Below are 18,632 nucleotides of genomic sequence, written 5' to 3'. Positions count from 1 at the left end.
TTTCAACATTTTATATCGTAAATTCGTGAGCAGTTTTTTGCAACGCATAGGATTTAGATTAAGAATATTGATTTACGTCCTTTGTTTTAAGAAATCTCGTTTTATCGATATTTTTTACTTTTACGTTGTTTCCATCGATTTTATAGTTAACTTTAAATACTTTAAAGCATGAATACTAATCATGAATGTAGTAATGCAGTATAACATTAAAACCATATTGCATTAAAAATAATTGAGGTGAACAATTGTCAAAAATTGAAGAACTGAAAAAGCCAAAAATCGGCTTTGATGAACCTGAACTCGCAGAACTTGAAAAAATGATATCTGGAACTTGCGGAAAAGCTTATGTTATGCTTCAACCCGGAAGTATTGCAGTTTCATTGAAAGATGAGTTTGGAAATCCGATAAAAGAAGAAAAAAATGGAAAAGAAGTCCAAAAATATGAATACATTCCGGATCTAGATATTCCCGGAAAAGTTTTCATTAAGGGCGGAATCAACAATGGAAAGATCATGCTATCGTTTACAGATGCAATGTCCGTTTATAAATTCATACAGTCAAACGAGGCATTTTTAAACCATAATACTAATTTAGAAACCCTTGCAGAACTAAAAAACTTACATAGCAATCTAAATTACTCGATGGAAGACATATACTTACTTGCTGAACGAAAGAGCATTTCTAAAGACTATGTGGATAGAGTATTTTCCAAAATGTCTGAAAGAAATAAAAATTAGGTGGGAACTTGGCAATACCCATGAAAGTTTGGAAATCGAGAGAAAAAAGGAGGCTCGACATAACCCCAAAAAAATACGGGATTTGTTCAAATCCCAGAATCTGTATTGACCGCTGTTCCTTTACCCTGCATAGTGAAACTCTATTAAAAAATATTATGGGGAATAAAAGGGAGTTTAAAAAGGAACTCTTTGAAAAATGGAAAAAATATGTCGTTCAAATGTACGATGACAAGGGGGCTACCCATGGCCTACATTTTCCATTGATGAAATTTGAAGGCGAAGAAATTGCATGGATTAAAATTTCTTTAAGGGAACCCCACATCGCAAAAACATACGTAAACTTCATAAAATGGTACCGAATGGAAAATAATATTCCAAAACCGGACTATGGGTTTTTCGATACGAACTTTCTCCCACTTCACATGAATGACAATGAAAAGATCCTTCGAGATTTCTCAATACTTTATCCCGAAATAACTTGGGGATTGAAAAAATCTTATATTAATATTCTAAAAAAGCTTGAATTGTGTCCTGAAGATATTAATGTGTTCGATATCTCGATAAAAGCAGATTCGATTGAAGTTCCAGTGGAATTTTTACACCGGGATATTGCAGAATACGAATATCTAACGGATAAAGCCAAAGGAACTACCATTGTAAAATATAACGACTTTACAAGAACTACGTATATTAACAAAAAATTAAAGTCGTATAAATCCCAGTTAAAATTCTACCAAAAAGCTCCCGGAATTGCCAGAATGGAACTAACGTTTCATAAAGAATTTGCAAAATCTTTTGATGAAAATGGAACTCCGGGATATCTCCAAGGGGAAATTAGAAGGCTTATTGATGTTGTTTTAAATGACTACGGCTTAAGCCTTGACGGAATTCAGCCGATAAAACTTTCAAATGACGAATTGATTTCCGAATTTGCAAGAGATTACAACGTTGATGAAAGCCTAATGAAAGCACTTATCTTTGCTCCATCATTAGATATCACATTCAACAGAGATAACAGTTCTTTGAGAAGAAAACTAGTTAGTAAAGGATTTATAGAAAAAGACAGACTTGGAAAGGGATATGTAAGAACTTCAAAACTTGAATTTCTAAGACTTGCATTCAAACAGTACGAAATATGCATTTGCGGTACATTAATGGAAGAAAATTCGCTTAACTTTGAAATTACCTGTCCAAAATGTGGTGAAATTAGATTAAGCGGAACTGAATTATCCAAAAAAGAGTAATTAAATGAACCCCATAACAAAAAGCTATAAAGATTGAAAGCATCAATATTTAATAATCAAAATGATATATGCATCAATTCATGAATTTTTGAATATGGGGTAATAACATGGAATTAATTGAAGTTAAAAAATCAGACAGTGAAGTATTATTCAAAAGACACTTCTCAGTTACAAGAATTAAAGAAGATAAATTAATTATTGCTGAAAATAGGGCGTTAAAGGTAATAAAAGAAAGCAGTGTTTTAAAAATATTGGATCAAAAATGCGAAAATGACGACGAATGCGAAATTGTCGTATCACTGGGAATAATGACTAGAAAAGGCAATTGTTTAGCCCTAAAAATTAAAAAAATTAAAGTAGGATACGAATATTGGATAATTTCAATACATGAAAATGAAGTTCAATTCAAAATACCTGAAAAAGAATGGGATGACGGAAATTCTGAATTCTATATCGAATTTGAAGACAGTTTAGATGAAGTACTTGATGAAAAAAAATTAAATCTTGCAAAACAACGGGCTTTGCAATTCTTAAATAGCGAAAAAGAGGAGGATGGACTTCGAAGTCTTGAAAATTTCTTGGATGAACATGAAAGAATTACTATCTCATTAGATATTCCATTTAAAAAAGTTTTTTTGTGCTTTAAAGTACGAAAAACTGATTCAGGATTGGTATATACCATAACTCATTCGGGTCATTTTAGTAAAATCGACATTTTAAACATCGAATGGGCAGATGATGAAGCATACTATTTAGACGAAATAGCAAAAAAATTACTTAAAAAGTTTTTCAAGAAATAAGTCTTCGAAATCCCTTTTGGTGGGATTATGACACAACAACAATTCTATTTAGTAAAGGATGTTGATTCAAGAGCTTTAAGGTACTACCTTCACAAACTCGAAAGTTTAACATCCGTAAATCCTGAAAAACTAAAAAATCTTGTTGAATCAAAAAAGAACTACAAAAGAACAATTAAATTATCAAAACAAGAACAAGGCATTACCGACAAATTCGGAAAAGCAACAAACATTCTTGTAAATTATTTAATCATCGAGGCTGAGCAGAATGAATGACCTAAAAAATAAACTGCTCTTAAAACCTCGAAAAGAAGTTTCAAAAGAACCGCCTGAGCTTAAAAAATGGCTCAACAAGTTTAAAGAAGAAAGAGAATTTGACGGAATTAAAACATCAACAATTGGAAACGATATAACCCGATTGAAAGTATTTTTAAACTTCGTACTTGAACGGCTTGAAAAGTCCCCTAACGAACTTACAAATGCCGACTTTGTAAAATTTTTTAACTTTTTGGAACGGGAAAGAAAACTTTCAAGAAATACCCAAAATAGATACTACCAACTTTTAAAGGTCTTTTACAGGCTCATGCGACTTGAAAACTTTAAAGACTTTAAAGAAGAAAGCCAAGAGCGAAAACGGTTCTCAGGTTTTGAAATAAAGCACTACGATGCGGTTTCGTCAGAACTTTTAAACGACATAATAAATATCGTTGTTGAAAGTAAAAGCAGAACCAAAATCCGGGATGCAACAATTATCCGATTTCTTTGGGATTCAGGATGTAGAATTTCTGAAGCTCTAAATTTAACATACGGGGATTCAGACCTTGAAGAAGGAACATTCGTTTTAAGAAATACTAAAGGGAATGCTGAAAGAACAGTTGTATGTTCAAGAGATACATTGGATGTAATAAACTACTACGTCCAGTACAATGTCAAAAAAGGATCTAAAGATAAGCTATTTCAAAATTCTGATGGAGAACCTATCGGAAGGGGATGGATTGGGGAAATTTTTAGAAAAGCTGTCGATAGATTGAAAAAAGAAGGAAGGATTCCAGCAAACAAAAAAGTCGTTGTTCATTCATTGAGACACGGCAGAGCTGTTGATTTACTTGAAAAGGGGCAACCAATAGATATTGTAAAAGAATATTTAGGTCATAAATCACTTGATACAACTCTTTTCTATTCTCATTCAAAGGAAAGAAAGGAAAAAATGATTAAAAATATTCAAAAAATATTATAATTAAAATGTACTATACAGTAATGAGCATATTTAGAATAATTTTTGGTGAATAATTTGATGAAAAAATCCCATGAAATACATAAAAATCAAGGCAAATTAATAAGTACAGAAAATATTAAATTAGTTGACACTATGAAACCCATTAACTATGCCAAAAAATTTAAAGTTATTTCGTTATTTAGTGGTTGTGGTGGAATGGATTTGGGTTTTAAAGGCGGTTTTGAAATATTTAAACAACATTATGAACATAACCCCTATGAAATAATATTTTCTAATGATATATCGGATAAAGCATGCAGAACTTATGAAAGTAATTTTTGCCATTCTTCAGTTTGTGCAGACATAAAGGATATAAAAAATGAAGATATCCCTAATGCAGACATTGTAATAGGGGGATTCCCTTGCCAAGATTTTAGTCATGCTGGAAAAAGAAAAGGACTTTCTGCTGAAAGAGGTAGACTTTACTTAGAAATGAAAAGAGTAATTGATTATATTAAACCTATTGCTTTTGTAGCTGAAAATGTAGACGGAATTAGAACGAATTCTAAAGGAAAAGATACTACTGCCTTAGACATTATCCTAAAAGATTTTATGGACTCGGGCTACCAAGTAGCCTATAAAGTACTTAATACTGCAGATTATGGAGTACCCCAAACTAGAATAAGGGTAATAATAATGGGCATCAGGAATGATTATGTTGGGGACATAATGTATCCTAAACCCGTTAGGGGTAATGAAGGACTTTTTGAATGGATGACGTCAAAAGAAGCCATTGACGATTTATGGGATAAAATAGACTCAAAAGAGGTATTTAATCATTCTTCAAAAGATTATTCTAAAGCTAAATTTTACCCCGGTAAAAAAATGCAAGGTAATTATAAAATATTGGCAGATCGCCCCTCAATCACAATACGGGCTGAACATCATGGAAACATCGAAGCCCACTATAGGTCATATAATAATGAAGATCCTGAAGATATGGGGTATTGGAGAAGATTAAGTGTTAGAGAATGTGCAAGATTGCAGTCGTTTCCGGATGATTTTAATTTTCCATTTTCTGCATCTGAAGCATATAAACAAATTGGTAATGCTGTTCCACCGATACTAGGGTGGCATATTGCAAGGGCATTGTACCATACTTTGACGAAAAATAAAAAAAGCTAATTTAATATTTTTTTTCATAAATATCTGATAAATCCGTATTCCTTCCATAATACATTTTTGCTTCGGGTGTTCCATTGAATTGACCGTGGCTAAATCTACATTCATTTCTAAATTCTAAAGAATTTCCAGTAATTTTATTTTTAACTGTTGTTATGATATTTAACTGTGATTTAGGAATACTATATTCTATTTTATCAATTTCAATATCTTTTTCAAATTCCGATATGCTGGGCACATAATATATTTCAATATCTTTTTCAGTAGTTTTTGCATAATAATATCCATTTTCATAAATTTGTAGAAATCTAGCAAGGCCTACGGGATTATAATTACGAGATATATAGTTGCAAAGTTCAGAACCTGCTTTTTGAGAACAGATATTCTTTAAATCAATATATTTTTTGTCTTTTTTAAATTTTGAATTAATCCACTTTGAAAACACTTTTTCCCGGCTTTTGGAATCAGTGTGTTCAATATATTCTTTAACAGATATATTTCTATTAGGTAACTTTGAAATTACGGTACCGTTGATAATAAATTGTACTTCCGAATTCACTATTTTAATTTCTGAAGTTTTATCATTCTTTGTTAACGACCAAATATTGTTATTTGTTTTTAACCATCCTAACATACTATTCCACGTATATTCAAACCATTTTGCATATTCTGCTTCTGCAAAATTTTCAAAAATATGTAAACCTCGCTCAAACTTGGAATTTGTCATCGTATTCAAATATTTATATAACCCCATGTTTTCAAGAATATAACTCTCCTCTTTTAATGAAAAACCAGTGTTTCCAACTTTAAGGTCAACAGGGTCATTTTTTTGTGAGTCGGATCCCAACCAATATATCTTAGTATAATCATCAACGATGCCCAAATCAACTATTTTTTTCCCCAAATTTATACCGTTACACATTATAGACTTGTAATTGTTAAAATCTGGTAGATAGGTAATATTTGATGCATTTGAAATGTCATTTGAAATTTTTGAGGATAAATATTTAAAAAAGTCTTTGGGGTGCATTTGATACAGCTCATTAATATTCTTTTCAGATATTGTATACAATATGCCTGCAATAACACTAAGTTCCCTCAAATGTGTTTTTATATCTGCCATAGTTACCCCCGATAGCAAAGTTCATAAGTCCTGAAAGTTGCCCCGTAACAGTTCGTAATAACAGTTCGGGACTAAATCCTGTAATGTAACTTATCTTAAAAAACCACAAAAAAGCTTTATTTCACTAAAATTTCGCAAAGTTAAAAAAACGCGGAGACCGAGATTTGAACTCGGGTTACGCAGAGCGTAACGGGATTAGCAGTCCCGCGCCGTACCAGACTGGGCCATCTCCGCACGAACAACATAATAAAGGTAATTATTATATATATACTTTTCTATATTTTTTAATAAATAAAATTGGTTCAATATTATTTTTAATAATATTTATTCTTGCGGAATATTTAAAACATAAAAAGGCCATTTTTTAAGAACTCCTTTTGGCAAATTACCCTGTCTAACCTTTTCTAAAAGTTCTAAATGGCTAATTGATGACGTAACATTCGTTTTTCCAGATTCCACTAATAATTTTTTATTTCTTATAGCTTCTTCAATATCCAATCCAACATTACATGATGGCATTTCTTCTTTTATTTTGTCGATTAATGCATTTTTATTATTTTCAAGTGGCAGTATCATTTTGTAGGAATCGCCTGCAACTAAAAGAACAGGGTTATCTTTCTCAATTCCGAATCTTTGACCCATGCACGAAACCATTTTTCGGGGATTGAATACCTCTATTCCATTTATATCAAAATAATCTCCTGCAAAAAATTCCGTAGTATTTGGAAAGCCTTCTAATTTCATTTCTAATTTTAATTTAAATCCTGAACGTAAAATTTCACCAGATATTTTTGGCAAACCTTCCTTATCCAATATTGTTAGAACGTCACCCGTATCAATATTTATCAAAGGTGTTACGTCAGGCCGTGATACAAGTAAAACACCGTATTTATCATTAGTTTTTGAAATAAACTCTTTTATTCCTTTTCGCTCAATTATTGGATACACTAAAGGGAATACATACATCCTATACATATCCTCTTTATTTATTCCTCCTGAAAAAGGGCCGATTTCACTCCCCACATAGAGATTTGTAAACTTTTCTTCACCGACGTTCCAGCCCATAAAATTTCTTATTTTTCCCCATTCATCCTTTGAAAGCGAAGTTATGCTAAATATTAAAGTTGAATCTTTTAATGCTTCTGAAAGCCTTTTTTGAATTTCTATTGCAAAATTATCAATTCCTATTCGTTCATAAAGTTTTTTAAATTCAATTGTTTCAAAAAATTCATTTTCAATATTATTCCAATTTTTATTGTTCATTGACTTTTCAAGGCCTGCTTTTAATTTATCAATATCTGCCCATTTAATAATTGTTGCAGCAGGTGCGGATATCACTGAAATATTGTCAAGAGCAAGTATTTTTGCAATTGTTGCAATATCTGTCGCATTTTTATACTCATCAATTAAGTAAGAACGTGGTTTTATATGGGATAAAACAACTCTTTGAGAAAATTCAGAAGTATAAAGACGAATAAGATTTAATTCATCGATTTTAGTTAAACCGTCAACTTTAATTCTACTTGGAACAAAAATTACCGCAGATTTATTGTTACATAGTCCGCTTGATTCAAATATAGCTTGCATTCCGGGAACCCATACCCTATTTAAAAATTCGTCTGAAATTAAAAACCACTTTAATTTAGTAATATCTCCCCCTGAAGTTCCTGATGTATGGCATACTATTGAAGTATTTTTTGAAAATAAATTTGAAATATTGTCACTTTCAAGTTTTTCCTTTAAAAAAATCTGAGGATTTAATGAAAATTCTTTTGGATCAGTTTTTTTTGTATAAATTTCATCTAAAATATCTCTTGAAAGCCCTGAATTTTTAAAAATTGCTTCTTCGTATTCCTCACTTGAAGAAATATCGAGCCATTTTTTCCAATTCTGGCCCTTGATATTTTTAAAGTAGTCGTAAAATACCTTTTGAAGGTTTAAATCAAAATCATATGTGTTCAAAATATCCCCTCCTAAAATAGATAAAACTATGTTTAAAAAGGTATATCTCATTTTCGAAATATTACGATTAAAAAATTATTTTAAAAATACCCTTTAAAATTTTAAAAAAAGTTTTAGGTTTAAAATTTAGGTAAAGTGGTTAAATAGTGTTGAAATTTACGGAATATATACTTGTATTGTCATTTTTTAAAACTGGAGAAATTTTCAATTCAAAAGATGATTTTGGTGATTTAATGGGGGTTTTGTTATATATATCGTAGTATTCAATGTTTAGTTTTAGGGAAATGTCATATTGATTTGATGTGTTTTTTATTAGTATTTTAAAAATTTCATTTATAAAGTTTGGAAATTCATGTTTCAAGATATTTTCTTCTGAATAATATGGCGTTAGTATTTTAGGGGATTCATTGGCTACGTTATATTCCGTATTGTTAATTTTTATTTTTGAATCCGTAATTGTTACTTCTTCGTTTTTAAATTTGCTTTCTATCTGATTTTTTAAGTGTTCTAAATCATATTTTACAATAAAATTAAACGCGGGGCCACGTCCTACATTGATAAAACTCAAATAAGGTGTTGGCCAATATTTTGCAGTTGTATCGGTGACCTCTTTATGCAATATTGAAATTCTCTTTTCATAATCCTGTAATGATATATGATTTCGTTCATTAGAGTTAATATTTGCATTTTTAATGCTAAAAAAATACGCAATTTCTGAGGCAGTCGCTTTAGTGAACCATTTAAAATCGCCATTAGGGGCATGTAAAAAATAAAAATTATCGGTTTGAGGTACAATATCTGGAGAGATACTAAATGCATACTGTTTTTTCATTTCAGTAAGTTGTTCATTCATTGCATTTTGATCAACCATCTCATAAAGTACAACAGCAGCCATGATTGCTGCGACAAACGTGCCATAACCTGTTAAACCGTTTAGAAAAAGTTCGTAAAACTTTAATTCAGGATATAACCAGATACTTAGAAAAATTACAACTAAAAAACAGCCAATAGATAAAAATCCCAAGATTGCTGCAGGTTTAGTACCTAAATCCATAAAATCCCCTCGATAAAATATAATTACCTCAAAATAGGCTCAACAAAAATATAAAATTTCCGAAAAGAATTTTATAGTAAATTTTTTTTAAAATTTGAAAAGAATATTATATAACGTAAAATTTTGAAAAAAAAGAATTTTAAAATAATTTAAAGTAAAAAAAGAGTTTAATTAGTTAGCTGATGCAACTTCAATAATTGCTCTTCTTCCTCTTTTTTCGTTTTTGAACGAATCTATAATTGTTTCTGCATTTTCAGAAGAAACGGTTACAAATGAGAATTTTTCAAAGACTTTTACTTCGTCAATATCTCTTCCTTTAACTTCTGACTTTTTAGAAATGTACTCTACAAGTTTTTTAGGATTCATTTTATCGAGTTTTCCTAATGCAACAAAGAGTCTTATGTTTTCCCCGTCAAATGATTGTCTTTTCCGGTTACTTTGGGAATCAGACCTTTGACTTGATTGACTTGAACTTTTTCCAATTTTTTTGTAGTTTTCAGCCAAAAATTCATCTTTAAATGCATGTTTTAAAATCGCTGCAATTATATCCTTTGCTTCGCCCTCTTCCAATAATTCTTCAGCCATTTTTTCATATTCGCCGAATTTCCCAGATTCCATTAGGGTTTTGATATCGGTTTTTATTTTTCTCCTTTTAGCTCCGATAACATCTTTTATATCTGGGACTTCTTCTCTTCTAATTTCCGTTTTTGCAATTTTTAAGATGTATTTGAATTTTCTAAATTCTGAAGGTTCTACAAATGTAATTGCATATCCTTGTTTTCCAGCTCTTCCAGTTCTCCCAATTCTGTGAACGTAAGATTCAGGGTTTTGCGGGAGATCATAATTTACAACGTGTGTTAATTCGTTAATATCAATTCCTCTTGCTGCAACGTCTGTTGCTACAAGTACTGTTGTTCTTCTTCTTTTAAATTTATCAAGTGTTTTTTCCCTTTGTGCTTGGGTCATGTCACCGTGAAGACCTTCTGCAGGGTAGCCCCTTTCAACTAATCTTGCTGAAAGGTCATCTACATCTGCTTTTGTTTTACAGAATATTAAACCGTAAAACTCTTTTTCAGTATCCATTATTCTTGAAAGTAATTCAAATTTATCTCTTGGAGAAATTTCGTAGAATGATTGATCAGTTAAATTTGTTGTAAGTTGTTGCTTTTTAACTTTAATTGTTTCGTAGTCCCTCATGTAGTTTTCAGCAAGCTTCATAATGCTGTCTGGAAGTGTTGCAGAAAATAAGAGCATTCTTTTTTCAGTATTTACGGATTTTAGAATTTCTTCAACGTCGTCAATAAAACCCATGTTTAGCATTTCATCAGCTTCGTCTAAAACAACGTATGAAACATTTTCAAGCTTTATTGTTCTTCTTGAAATGTGGTCGAGTATTCTTCCAGGGGTTCCTACAACTATCTGAACTCCCCTTTTTAACTCTTTTATTTGCCTGTCAATTGATTGACCGCCATAAACTGGGAATATATTTAATCTTCTTGAACCCTTTAAAGAATCGATTTCTTCTGCAACCTGTATTGCTAATTCCCTTGTAGGTGTCAAAATAAGTGCTTGGGTATTTCTAGAGTTAGTATCAATTGTTTCGATAATTGGAAGTCCAAAAGCGGCGGTTTTTCCAGTACCGGTTTGTGCCTGACCTACAATATCCATTTCACCTTTTATTAATATTGGAATTGCTTTTTCTTGAATAGGAGTAGGTTCAGTAAAACCTTTTTTCTCCAAAGCGTTGATTATATCCTCAGATAAGCCTAAATTTCTAAAACTGTCCATAATTTATTCCTCTTAGAATTATTGTTTAAATTTGCATTGAGAAAATGAGCTTGAATATAAACTCTAATAATTTTGCAAAACCTTACAAATTCAAGGTTAAGTAAAAACCATCACCAAACCCGTGATTTTTGTATGATACATTTTGCAAAACCCACGAAACACCTGTTTCGCCTGGCCTTTTCAAAAAAATCATAATTGTTTAAAAAGAGTAACATACTCCAAATTATGATTCTTAAGGGCAAACGTCAAACCCCCGAACTCATAACGACATGGAGAAAATTTGGGCTTTGACTAATATCCGACCAAAAGGATTTTACATTCAATCCATCGCCAACAATATCACTATTACAAACTAATATATCTACTTATCTACTGCAAAAATTACGTTGTTAAAAAATATCTTAAAAGTACCTTAAAAATATATTAAACGGTTATTAAAAGTAAAAAATTTTAAAAGTAAAAAAGTGTGATTTTAAAGGCAAAATTTTAAAAGTAAGATTAACAAGACCCCCGAATTATTAATCTCAAATTTTTAATATATATTCATTTAGATAACACCGTGTTTCCCTTCCCTAAATACTATCTTAAACAGCTAAAATGCATATTATTAACAGTGTGATAAAATGACATATTGCTATCTGGCGTTTGTTAAAAGTAAATTACACTTATATTTTTCTATTTAGTACAATATATAGTTTTTGAATATTTGAATAACTACAATATTATGGCCATTCAAAATATAATTAAAAATATTAGTAAATTAAAACATTAGATTTCTTGAAATTAAAAAATCTTCTTTTTAACTTGGTTTAATTCTTAAATTTAAAAACGATTCTAAATACCTTGTTTTAATTCGTCCTAATTTACTTTTTAATATAACTAACAATTTAAATATTTTGTTGGTTTAAAATTTCCGGACAAAATAAGGTAATTAATTAATCAAATAATTTAAATAATTAAATTCTTAAATATTTATATAACTAAATTCTTAAATATTTAAATAATTTATTTTATATATAATGTATATAAATTAACAAAAATATTTAAATGTATAGGTATTTACGTATTTAAATATATACTTATTTAATTAAATATAAAAAAGCCTTTAAACTAGGAATTGGATCTATCAACGTATATAAACAATGAATTAGATAGATAAAAAAAGTTTAAAAATGATAATATGTTAAGAATAAAATTTTGAGTAGATTATTTTATTGGTCTTTAAATTTTAAGTTTTTTTTAAGATACGTTAGGTGCGTTTGGTTGGTAAAAATGGTAAGACACTATTGTAAGGACTGGCTTACTAAGGATGAATTAAAAAAATTCATAGACAATATAGATTCTAAAGAACATAAGTTATTTTTTAAAATGCTATACGGGATGGCATTAAGGGTTTCAGAATTGTTAACTATAACTGTCAAAAACATCAATCTAAAGGAAGGTGTTTGTAAGCTATTAGATACTAAAACAGAAAGATTTGAAATAACGGTAATTCCTGAATGGCTTTATTCAGATATTTTCGGACATATTTTAGACAATAATTTAAATGATGAAGACCCCCTTTTTAAATTTAAAAACAGGACTTATGCATGGGAGTTAGTTAAAAAATACACTAAAGTTGCAAAAATAAATAAAGAATTTTCTACCCATACATTTAGGAGAAGTAGGGCGTTACACTTATTAAATGACGGCGTACCGCTTGAAAAAGTGAGTAAATACTTACGTCATAAATCAATAAACACTACAATGCACTATCTAAAAATTACCGTTGAAGATATTAAAAAAGAACTTAATAAAATTGGGGATTGGTACGATTTATAGCCTAATAACACTATTAAAAATAAAATATTAGAGGTTAAATTTACGTAAATATCAGTTATAGCTTAATAGGGGGCAATATGGAAAAAAATTATAAAACCATACATACTGTAAAATACCTTTCAAAAAAAGAAGTAGATTTAATAATAAAACAAGGTTATGACGAAATAACAATGCCAAAATCCGTTTATGAATACATGGGACGAAAAAATAAAGGGGCGTTAAACAGATTATTAATTTTTGGTGTTGATATATCCATTACAGATGCTGTTGGCCGTCCAAAAAAGGTTGAAAAAGACCTTAAAAATAAAATTATTGAAGAAATTGTAAATGGAAAAAGCATTCGAAAAATTGCAGAAGAACACGATTTAAAAAAATCAACTATCTGGGATAATGTAAAAGATGAAATGGAAAAAATAAAACAGGAACGGTTTAGAAAAATGATTTATGAATATAAAGAGTTATTAATACAAAAGGAAAAATACAGTGAATATATTGAAACGCTTTTTTTAGAACTTGAAATTTACCTATCAAATAATGAACTAAAAAAGGCAGAAAAGGTACTTTTAAAAATAATAGAATACTCAAAAAAGAAAATTAATGTTTAAATATTTAAGAATAATAAAAATCTGTGTAATTTAATTGACAACATATATATAATTGAAAAAACCAGTTATAATTAATAGAATATAAAAATTTTAAAGGGGATATTATGGAAGATGGGAAGTGTGGAATCCATGAATATTCAGGCATTACTGAACCAAAAATTGAAGTAATGATGAAAACGTTAAAGGAACATAATATTGCAGTTAGTGGAAATAATCCTTGGGTAATTGACCCAAATCAGCACGGAATAAAATTAAAGGCTGAATGGGATGGAAATTCAGTTTTAAGAGTTATTGTAACAGATAAAAGCTTTTACGTTCCATGTTCAAAAATATGGGATGAGATAGACCCGTTATTAAAAAAAATTTAAATAAAAAATTAACTTCACTTTTATGGGAAATGAATAGGAAAAGGGGCAAAGAAAGGGATAAAAAAAGCAATGTTAAAAATAACTCTATTATATATTAAAAAAATTGTTTAAAAAAATAAAAAATAATTTCGGGCATTTTTAAATCATGTTTTTATATGGGGGTGAAAATCAGCGCCCATATAAAAAGCTAGTTTGAATTTACAGTCGTTTGAACAGTTTTTCGTGTTTCTAACCGTTAATATCCCCCAACACCCCCGGAATTATTAGTTCCGAGGTAATAAATATTCTTAAAATTCGAGTATATAAGGTTTACGTAACCATGCTAAATATTAATTTTATCATATAAAATAATATTTAATAATAATTAAATAACAAAAATAAGATATTATATAAATATTTAAAATAAATAAGTAATTTAAAAGTCTTTTGAATAGTCTTTTAATGAATTTTTAATTACATATATTAGTTTCCAGGCCGAAATTATTGAAAAAACCACCATCAATATCACAAAAAGTAATGATGCATCACATGTGCTTATTTGGGCATACTTGGTTAAAAATAACAGTAAATTGGGGTTTAACCCAATCAAATACGCAAGAGATACCCAAAAAAATATTGAAAGTAGTAATAATAGTTCTTTTCGCATAATAACTACTCTTCATCAACCGTATGTTCGGTTTTTTCAAATTTTTTTGTAAGTTCTGCGGCCTTTTGCTCAATATCTTCTGAAAAAATATTTCCAACACGCACCACTACGAATATTGCCCATATTACAAGCAGTACTAAAACAATTCCTGCAAGTGCAGTAAATATTCCTGCAAGTAGCGGTAGGAAAAACATGTACGCAATTATTGCAAGAAGTACATACCCTAAACCCCTAAATCCAGACCTATAATGCTTTAGTTTTTCTTCATCAATCTTATCTTTCATGAATTTTACTGCAATCATATCTGAAATACCGTCAGTTAGCATCAATATATTTTTTAGAATTTTCAAAAGAATTATTACAAGTGCAATTAGCACTACTCCTGAAATTAAGGCCTTCATTCCAACCAATCCAAAAATAAATGGATTTCCTAAGAAATCACCTAGTGGCTGAAATACCAAAATTGCTAAAAGCCATACAACAAACGCCACTACCAAATTTACAATTATTTTTGGAACGCTTTCGTGAACTTTTCGTTTAGATTCAAAATATATTCTATTTTGGTCTGCCATATATCTCCCCCCATTAAAAGTATTTTCAAAGAAGTATATAAGGAATTTTGTTAATTAAAAACTATTTAATGGAAATTTTTAAAAAAAACCTTAAAAAAATCTTCAAATGGACAATAATATAAAAAAACATGTGAATAAAAATAATAGATAAAATATTTTTTGGAATAGGTAAAGAATAGATGAACAGCAAGTAAAACTATATAAAATTATATAAAAAAGAATTATTTTTTAAGTGTTACAGCAGTACCATAACATAAAAATTCTGCTGACCCGGGAAGTACTGAAGAAGTTCCAAACCTAAGTCCGACAACTGCATCAGCACCTAACATTTGTGCTTCTTGAATCATTCTTTTAAATGCTTCTTCTCTTGATTCATTCATCATTTTTGTATATTCGGGAATTTCTCCACCAACAATTGTTCTTAACGATGCAACTAAATCGTAGCCAATATTTTTTGTCCTAATGGTATTTCCACGCACAAGGCCAATTGTTTTTTCGATTTCAAAATCTTCAAATTTATCCTGAGTTGTAGTTAACACGTAAAATCACCTTTTTATAACGTTATTAGAATTTAACATTACTATTAATTAAAAAATTATTATTATATTTAGAATACATGTTATATAAAATAAGTTATACAAAACATGTTTTATACAGAATACTTTTAACAAAAAATTTTAAAAAATGATTTTAAATACATTAATGCTTTGTAAATTTTTAAATAGTTAAAAAAAGGAGGTGGGCAAAATGGATGAATTAAAAAGCATTAAAAAAATTGATGACTTTTATTTTACAAGAAAAAAAGAGCTAATTTTTGAAAAGAAAGGCGGAAAAAAAATTTTTGGTAAATTTTGTGTTTTTGTTCCAACCGAAATTATTGAAGCGTCGGGAGGAATTTCAGTTGGACTTTGTGGTGGAAAAGAGTCTACGATAGCTACTGCAGAAGAAGACTTACCAAGAAACATCTGTCCACTAATCAAGTCTTCTTACGGGTTTATAAAAGAAAAAAATTGCCCTTACTTTGAATTAGCAGACGTTATTGTCGGCGAAACCACGTGTGATGGGAAGAAAAAAATGTTTGAGCACTTAATGGAACTTTCAAATTTGTATATTATACACCTTCCCCATTTTAAAGATGAACGATCATACGAACTATGGTTAAAAGAAGTACATGATTTTAAAGAATATGTTGAAAAAATAACTGGAAATAAGATTACAGATGAAAAATTAAAAGAAGTAATTGACAGGGAAAACGAAGAAAGAAAATTATATTACCGAGTTTATGAATTAAGGAAAAATATACCTACACCAATAAATGGAATGGATTCATTAAAATTATTCCAAAAGTTATCCCTACTTAAAATACAAGATCGAATTAAACTATTAAAAGAACTAATATTGGAACTCGAAAAAAGAGTTGAGAATAATTACGGATATTACGGGAAAAGAATTATGATTTCAGGGTGCCCGATGGTTTTTGGAAATACTAAAATCGTTGATTTAATTGAAGAAGTTGGCGGAATTGTTGTTGGCGAAGAAACATGTACTGGAACAAGAAAATTTGAAAATTTGGTTAATGGGTACAGTATTGAAGACCTTGCAAAAAGGTATTTTAAAATATCTTGTGCTTCAGGATTTAACAATAAAATCAGGATGGAAAGAATTAAAGAACTTGTAAATGAACAAAATGCTGACGGCGTTATATACTATACACTACAATACTGCCATACATTTAATATCGAAGGCGTTTTAATTGAAAAAGAACTAAAAAAAGAAGGCATTCCAATTATTAGGATAGAAACCGATTATTCTGAGAATGACATTGAACAGTTACGAACTAGGCTTGAGGCCTTTTTAGAAATGATTTAATTTTTAAAATATTTTAATCCCTGTAAGTTTTCGGCAGTTTTCAAATTTTAAGCATTTAAAAAGCTTTTATAAACCAAAAATGGGATAGAAGTAAAAGTTAACATTTTAAATTAGCGATTCTTTTGCAAGTCTATCGGCTATTTCATTATTCTTTTCTTTAGAATGTGCTTTTATTTTTATAAATTTAATGTTTATTTTTACACTATGTTCTAAGTAAATTTCACGGTATTTGGCAGTACCTAACATTTTTGTCTTCCATTCTCCAGTGCACCATTTTTCAATCCCAAAATAGTCATAATATATTATCAAATTTTTCACATTTTTAGATGAAGCATGTTTAATTGCTAACTCGGCTGCCAAAATTTCGCCTGCTACATTTCTCATTTTTGAAAAAGCAGGATTATTCCCTTTTTGTTTAATTTCAGTTTTTAAATCATTATGTATTATATAAACGCCTGCGCCATAAAATCCAGTCTTTAAATTAAAACTCCCGTCAACAAAGGCGTGCATGGTGTCTAAATCCTCATTTGTATACAAAATCCTGTTTTGATTAAGATTTTCTAGTTTAGTTGAACTTGAAAGATTATTTATATCCAAATACTTCTCTGCATCAGATTTTAAATTAAAACTCTTAAATTCTGCACCTGAAAAACCTTTCACCTGTTTTTCACATTCTTCAAATGTATCAAAAATTCCAGTTTTTCTACCGTTCCTTACTGCATAAATTTTTGCCATTTTTATATATGCTCCTTTTTTGATACTGATAATTATATAAGTTGTGTATTTTACACTAAAGTATATTCTAGTAGCCCTGTATAATACATTTAATTTAATAAACGTATACTACTAAATTTAAAAATTATCTTTGAAGGTGATATTTTGAAAATTAATCCATTTAAATCGTTTTTAATATCGTTTTTATTCTTTTTATCTGCAATGTTATTTGAATTATTATTAAATGAACCTAAAAACAGTTTTTATAGTACATACATGATTTTACGAAATCTCGGAATTTTATTTTTATTAATCGGGATAATTTTACAGTTAAAACTTCAAAAAATGAAGAAATAAATATTTAAAGTTTGAAAATTAATAAAGTGAGGAATAAATGAATTTTAACGTTATTCGTAAAACTTAAATAAATATTAATTAAACAGTCCATTAATTTCAATAACTTTTAAAAGTACATTTTTAATATGTGGGAAAATTTTAGTAGATGGAAATAAATAGCTATCTGATTTTTCAAAACCTTCGATAGTTTCAAGCTGTAAATTAACATCTTCAAGAGTGTATTTTAAAAAACCTTCCCTATTTTTCCATATTGTAAATATTTGATAATTTTTATCAATTGGAGAAACATAATCTCTATCTTTAAATTTTTCAATAATATCAAGAGCCCATTTTTCAAAACCTTCGAATTTTAATTCAGAAAGTTCTTTTTTAAAAATCTGCATGATAAACATTGTTTCATAAAAAAGTTCCATTACATCTCTTGGAGATATGTTTTGAAAACCAATTTTCTCCACCTTTTCATATTTTGAAAGACATCTTAGTATAGAATTATTTGAATTATCCGTAAGGACTGAAAAATTAAATTCGAATAACTGCTCCATTTTTTTCACCGTATAATTATTATATACCGGCCAGC

At 29.3% G+C, this 18,632-nt stretch carries 19 protein-coding genes and 1 tRNA gene; 11 read left to right on the top strand and 9 right to left on the bottom strand.

Going from position 1 to position 18,632, the window contains the following annotated elements:
* The first annotated feature begins 245 nt into the window (after nucleotides 1-245).
* The 6 genes from MEVAN_RS08425 (at nucleotide 246) to MEVAN_RS08400 (ending at nucleotide 5,179) form a co-directional block, all read left to right on the top strand.
* Nucleotides 246-737 carry a hypothetical protein gene (locus tag MEVAN_RS08425; protein WP_012066444.1) on the top strand — a complete coding sequence of 164 codons (492 nt, stop codon included), beginning with the start codon at nucleotides 246-248 and terminating at the stop codon, nucleotides 735-737.
* An 8-nt stretch (nucleotides 738-745) separates the two neighbouring features.
* Entirely contained in the window at nucleotides 746-1,981 is a 1,236-nt protein-coding gene (locus MEVAN_RS08420) for a hypothetical protein (protein ID WP_048059191.1), read from the top strand.
* A gap of 107 nt (nucleotides 1,982-2,088) precedes the next feature.
* Nucleotides 2,089-2,781 carry a hypothetical protein gene (locus MEVAN_RS08415; RefSeq protein ID WP_012066442.1) on the top strand — a complete coding sequence of 231 codons (693 nt, stop codon included), beginning with the start codon at nucleotides 2,089-2,091 and terminating at the stop codon, nucleotides 2,779-2,781.
* A gap of 27 nt (nucleotides 2,782-2,808) precedes the next feature.
* Nucleotides 2,809-3,054: a DUF2540 domain-containing protein gene (locus MEVAN_RS08410; protein WP_012066441.1), complete on the top strand. Its 246-nt coding sequence runs from the start codon at nucleotides 2,809-2,811 to the stop codon at nucleotides 3,052-3,054.
* On the top strand, nucleotides 3,047-4,015 hold the full coding sequence (locus MEVAN_RS08405; RefSeq protein ID WP_012066440.1) for a tyrosine-type recombinase/integrase: 969 nt from the start codon (nucleotides 3,047-3,049) through the stop codon (nucleotides 4,013-4,015). The genes MEVAN_RS08410 and MEVAN_RS08405 overlap by 8 nt, the downstream gene beginning before the upstream one ends.
* A 57-nt stretch (nucleotides 4,016-4,072) precedes the next feature.
* Complete coding sequence (locus MEVAN_RS08400; protein WP_012066439.1) at nucleotides 4,073-5,179, top strand: DNA cytosine methyltransferase; 1,107 nt, start codon at nucleotides 4,073-4,075, stop codon at nucleotides 5,177-5,179.
* A gap of 1 nt (nucleotide 5,180) precedes the next feature.
* Here MEVAN_RS08400 and MEVAN_RS08395 read toward each other — a convergent pair whose 3' ends face one another.
* The 5 genes from MEVAN_RS08395 to MEVAN_RS08375 all read right to left on the bottom strand — a co-directional run bounded on the left by MEVAN_RS08395 (nucleotide 5,181) and on the right by MEVAN_RS08375 (nucleotide 11,103).
* Entirely contained in the window at nucleotides 5,181-6,299 is a 1,119-nt protein-coding gene (locus MEVAN_RS08395) for a hypothetical protein (RefSeq protein WP_012066438.1), read from the bottom strand.
* A 149-nt stretch (nucleotides 6,300-6,448) separates the two neighbouring features.
* Nucleotides 6,449-6,533: transfer RNA gene (locus MEVAN_RS08390), tRNA-Ser, on the bottom strand.
* Between the two features lie 90 nt (nucleotides 6,534-6,623).
* Complete coding sequence (locus tag MEVAN_RS08385; RefSeq protein ID WP_048059190.1) at nucleotides 6,624-8,261, bottom strand: hypothetical protein; 1,638 nt, start codon at nucleotides 8,259-8,261, stop codon at nucleotides 6,624-6,626.
* 139 nt (nucleotides 8,262-8,400) lie between these two features.
* The gene (locus tag MEVAN_RS08380) at nucleotides 8,401-9,315 is read right to left on the bottom strand and encodes a hypothetical protein (protein ID WP_012066436.1); all 915 of its coding nucleotides are present in this window, start codon (nucleotides 9,313-9,315) and stop codon (nucleotides 8,401-8,403) included.
* Nucleotides 9,316-9,486: 171 nt separating this feature from the next.
* Nucleotides 9,487-11,103, bottom strand: coding sequence for a DEAD/DEAH box helicase (locus MEVAN_RS08375; protein ID WP_012066435.1), 1,617 nt, complete (start codon nucleotides 11,101-11,103; stop codon nucleotides 9,487-9,489).
* A 1,272-nt stretch (nucleotides 11,104-12,375) separates the two neighbouring features.
* On the opposite strand from MEVAN_RS08375, the gene MEVAN_RS08370 reads away from it, so the two are divergent.
* From MEVAN_RS08370 to MEVAN_RS08360, 3 genes are all read left to right on the top strand, one after another.
* The gene (locus tag MEVAN_RS08370; RefSeq protein ID WP_012066434.1) at nucleotides 12,376-12,924 is read left to right on the top strand and encodes a tyrosine-type recombinase/integrase; all 549 of its coding nucleotides are present in this window, start codon (nucleotides 12,376-12,378) and stop codon (nucleotides 12,922-12,924) included.
* 77 nt (nucleotides 12,925-13,001) lie between these two features.
* On the top strand, nucleotides 13,002-13,529 hold the full coding sequence (locus MEVAN_RS08365) for a hypothetical protein (protein WP_012066433.1): 528 nt from the start codon (nucleotides 13,002-13,004) through the stop codon (nucleotides 13,527-13,529).
* 104 nt (nucleotides 13,530-13,633) lie between these two features.
* Nucleotides 13,634-13,897: a hypothetical protein gene (locus MEVAN_RS08360; protein WP_012066432.1), complete on the top strand. Its 264-nt coding sequence runs from the start codon at nucleotides 13,634-13,636 to the stop codon at nucleotides 13,895-13,897.
* A 651-nt stretch (nucleotides 13,898-14,548) separates the two neighbouring features.
* Here the strand turns inward: MEVAN_RS08360 and MEVAN_RS08350 are convergent.
* Together MEVAN_RS08350 and MEVAN_RS08345 are read right to left on the bottom strand one after the other, a co-directional pair.
* Nucleotides 14,549-15,115, bottom strand: a complete 567-nt coding sequence (locus tag MEVAN_RS08350; protein WP_012066431.1) for a hypothetical protein — start codon at nucleotides 15,113-15,115, stop codon at nucleotides 14,549-14,551.
* Between the two features lie 221 nt (nucleotides 15,116-15,336).
* Nucleotides 15,337-15,654 carry a YbjQ family protein gene (locus tag MEVAN_RS08345; RefSeq protein ID WP_012066430.1) on the bottom strand — a complete coding sequence of 106 codons (318 nt, stop codon included), beginning with the start codon at nucleotides 15,652-15,654 and terminating at the stop codon, nucleotides 15,337-15,339.
* A 208-nt stretch (nucleotides 15,655-15,862) separates the two neighbouring features.
* Between MEVAN_RS08345 and MEVAN_RS08340 the strand changes: the two genes are divergently transcribed.
* Nucleotides 15,863-16,984 carry a double-cubane-cluster-containing anaerobic reductase gene (locus tag MEVAN_RS08340; protein ID WP_012066429.1) on the top strand — a complete coding sequence of 374 codons (1,122 nt, stop codon included), beginning with the start codon at nucleotides 15,863-15,865 and terminating at the stop codon, nucleotides 16,982-16,984.
* 105 nt (nucleotides 16,985-17,089) lie between these two features.
* Here the strand turns inward: MEVAN_RS08340 and MEVAN_RS08335 are convergent, their stop codons facing one another.
* Nucleotides 17,090-17,719 carry a ribonuclease H1 domain-containing protein gene (locus tag MEVAN_RS08335; protein WP_012066428.1) on the bottom strand — a complete coding sequence of 210 codons (630 nt, stop codon included), beginning with the start codon at nucleotides 17,717-17,719 and terminating at the stop codon, nucleotides 17,090-17,092.
* A 144-nt stretch (nucleotides 17,720-17,863) separates the two neighbouring features.
* Between MEVAN_RS08335 and MEVAN_RS08330 the strand changes: the two genes are divergently transcribed.
* Nucleotides 17,864-18,055: a hypothetical protein gene (locus MEVAN_RS08330; RefSeq protein ID WP_048059188.1), complete on the top strand. Its 192-nt coding sequence runs from the start codon at nucleotides 17,864-17,866 to the stop codon at nucleotides 18,053-18,055.
* 74 nt (nucleotides 18,056-18,129) lie between these two features.
* Here the strand turns inward: MEVAN_RS08330 and MEVAN_RS08325 are convergent, their stop codons facing one another.
* On the bottom strand, nucleotides 18,130-18,597 hold the full coding sequence (locus MEVAN_RS08325) for a hypothetical protein (protein ID WP_012066427.1): 468 nt from the start codon (nucleotides 18,595-18,597) through the stop codon (nucleotides 18,130-18,132).
* Between the last annotated feature and the right edge of the window lie 35 nt (nucleotides 18,598-18,632).

Origin of the sequence: Methanococcus vannielii SB (assembly GCF_000017165.1) — an archaeon.
In the GTDB taxonomy this organism is placed as follows: Archaea; AGJL01; Methanococci; order Methanococcales; family Methanococcaceae; genus Methanococcus; species Methanococcus vannielii.
Note: the sequence above shows the minus strand (reverse complement) of the source record. Positions and strands in the feature narration are given on the sequence as shown.

Coding starts and splice junctions, on each gene's coding strand:
- MEVAN_RS08325 (WP_012066427.1), bottom strand. CDS start 18,597: ATGGAGCAGTTATTCGAATTTAATTTTTCAGTCCTTACGGATAATTCA.
- MEVAN_RS08335 (WP_012066428.1), bottom strand. CDS start 17,719: ATGGCAAAAATTTATGCAGTAAGGAACGGTAGAAAAACTGGAATTTTT.
- MEVAN_RS08410 (WP_012066441.1), top strand. CDS start 2,809: ATGACACAACAACAATTCTATTTAGTAAAGGATGTTGATTCAAGAGCT.
- MEVAN_RS08365 (WP_012066433.1), top strand. CDS start 13,002: ATGGAAAAAAATTATAAAACCATACATACTGTAAAATACCTTTCAAAA.
- MEVAN_RS08395 (WP_012066438.1), bottom strand. CDS start 6,299: ATGGCAGATATAAAAACACATTTGAGGGAACTTAGTGTTATTGCAGGC.
- MEVAN_RS08380 (WP_012066436.1), bottom strand. CDS start 9,315: ATGGATTTAGGTACTAAACCTGCAGCAATCTTGGGATTTTTATCTATT.
- MEVAN_RS08375 (WP_012066435.1), bottom strand. CDS start 11,103: ATGGACAGTTTTAGAAATTTAGGCTTATCTGAGGATATAATCAACGCT.
- MEVAN_RS08360 (WP_012066432.1), top strand. CDS start 13,634: ATGGAAGATGGGAAGTGTGGAATCCATGAATATTCAGGCATTACTGAA.
- MEVAN_RS08400 (WP_012066439.1), top strand. CDS start 4,073: ATGAAAAAATCCCATGAAATACATAAAAATCAAGGCAAATTAATAAGT.
- MEVAN_RS08340 (WP_012066429.1), top strand. CDS start 15,863: ATGGATGAATTAAAAAGCATTAAAAAAATTGATGACTTTTATTTTACA.
- MEVAN_RS08350 (WP_012066431.1), bottom strand. CDS start 15,115: ATGGCAGACCAAAATAGAATATATTTTGAATCTAAACGAAAAGTTCAC.
- MEVAN_RS08415 (WP_012066442.1), top strand. CDS start 2,089: ATGGAATTAATTGAAGTTAAAAAATCAGACAGTGAAGTATTATTCAAA.
- MEVAN_RS08405 (WP_012066440.1), top strand. CDS start 3,047: ATGAATGACCTAAAAAATAAACTGCTCTTAAAACCTCGAAAAGAAGTT.
- MEVAN_RS08370 (WP_012066434.1), top strand. CDS start 12,376: ATGGTAAGACACTATTGTAAGGACTGGCTTACTAAGGATGAATTAAAA.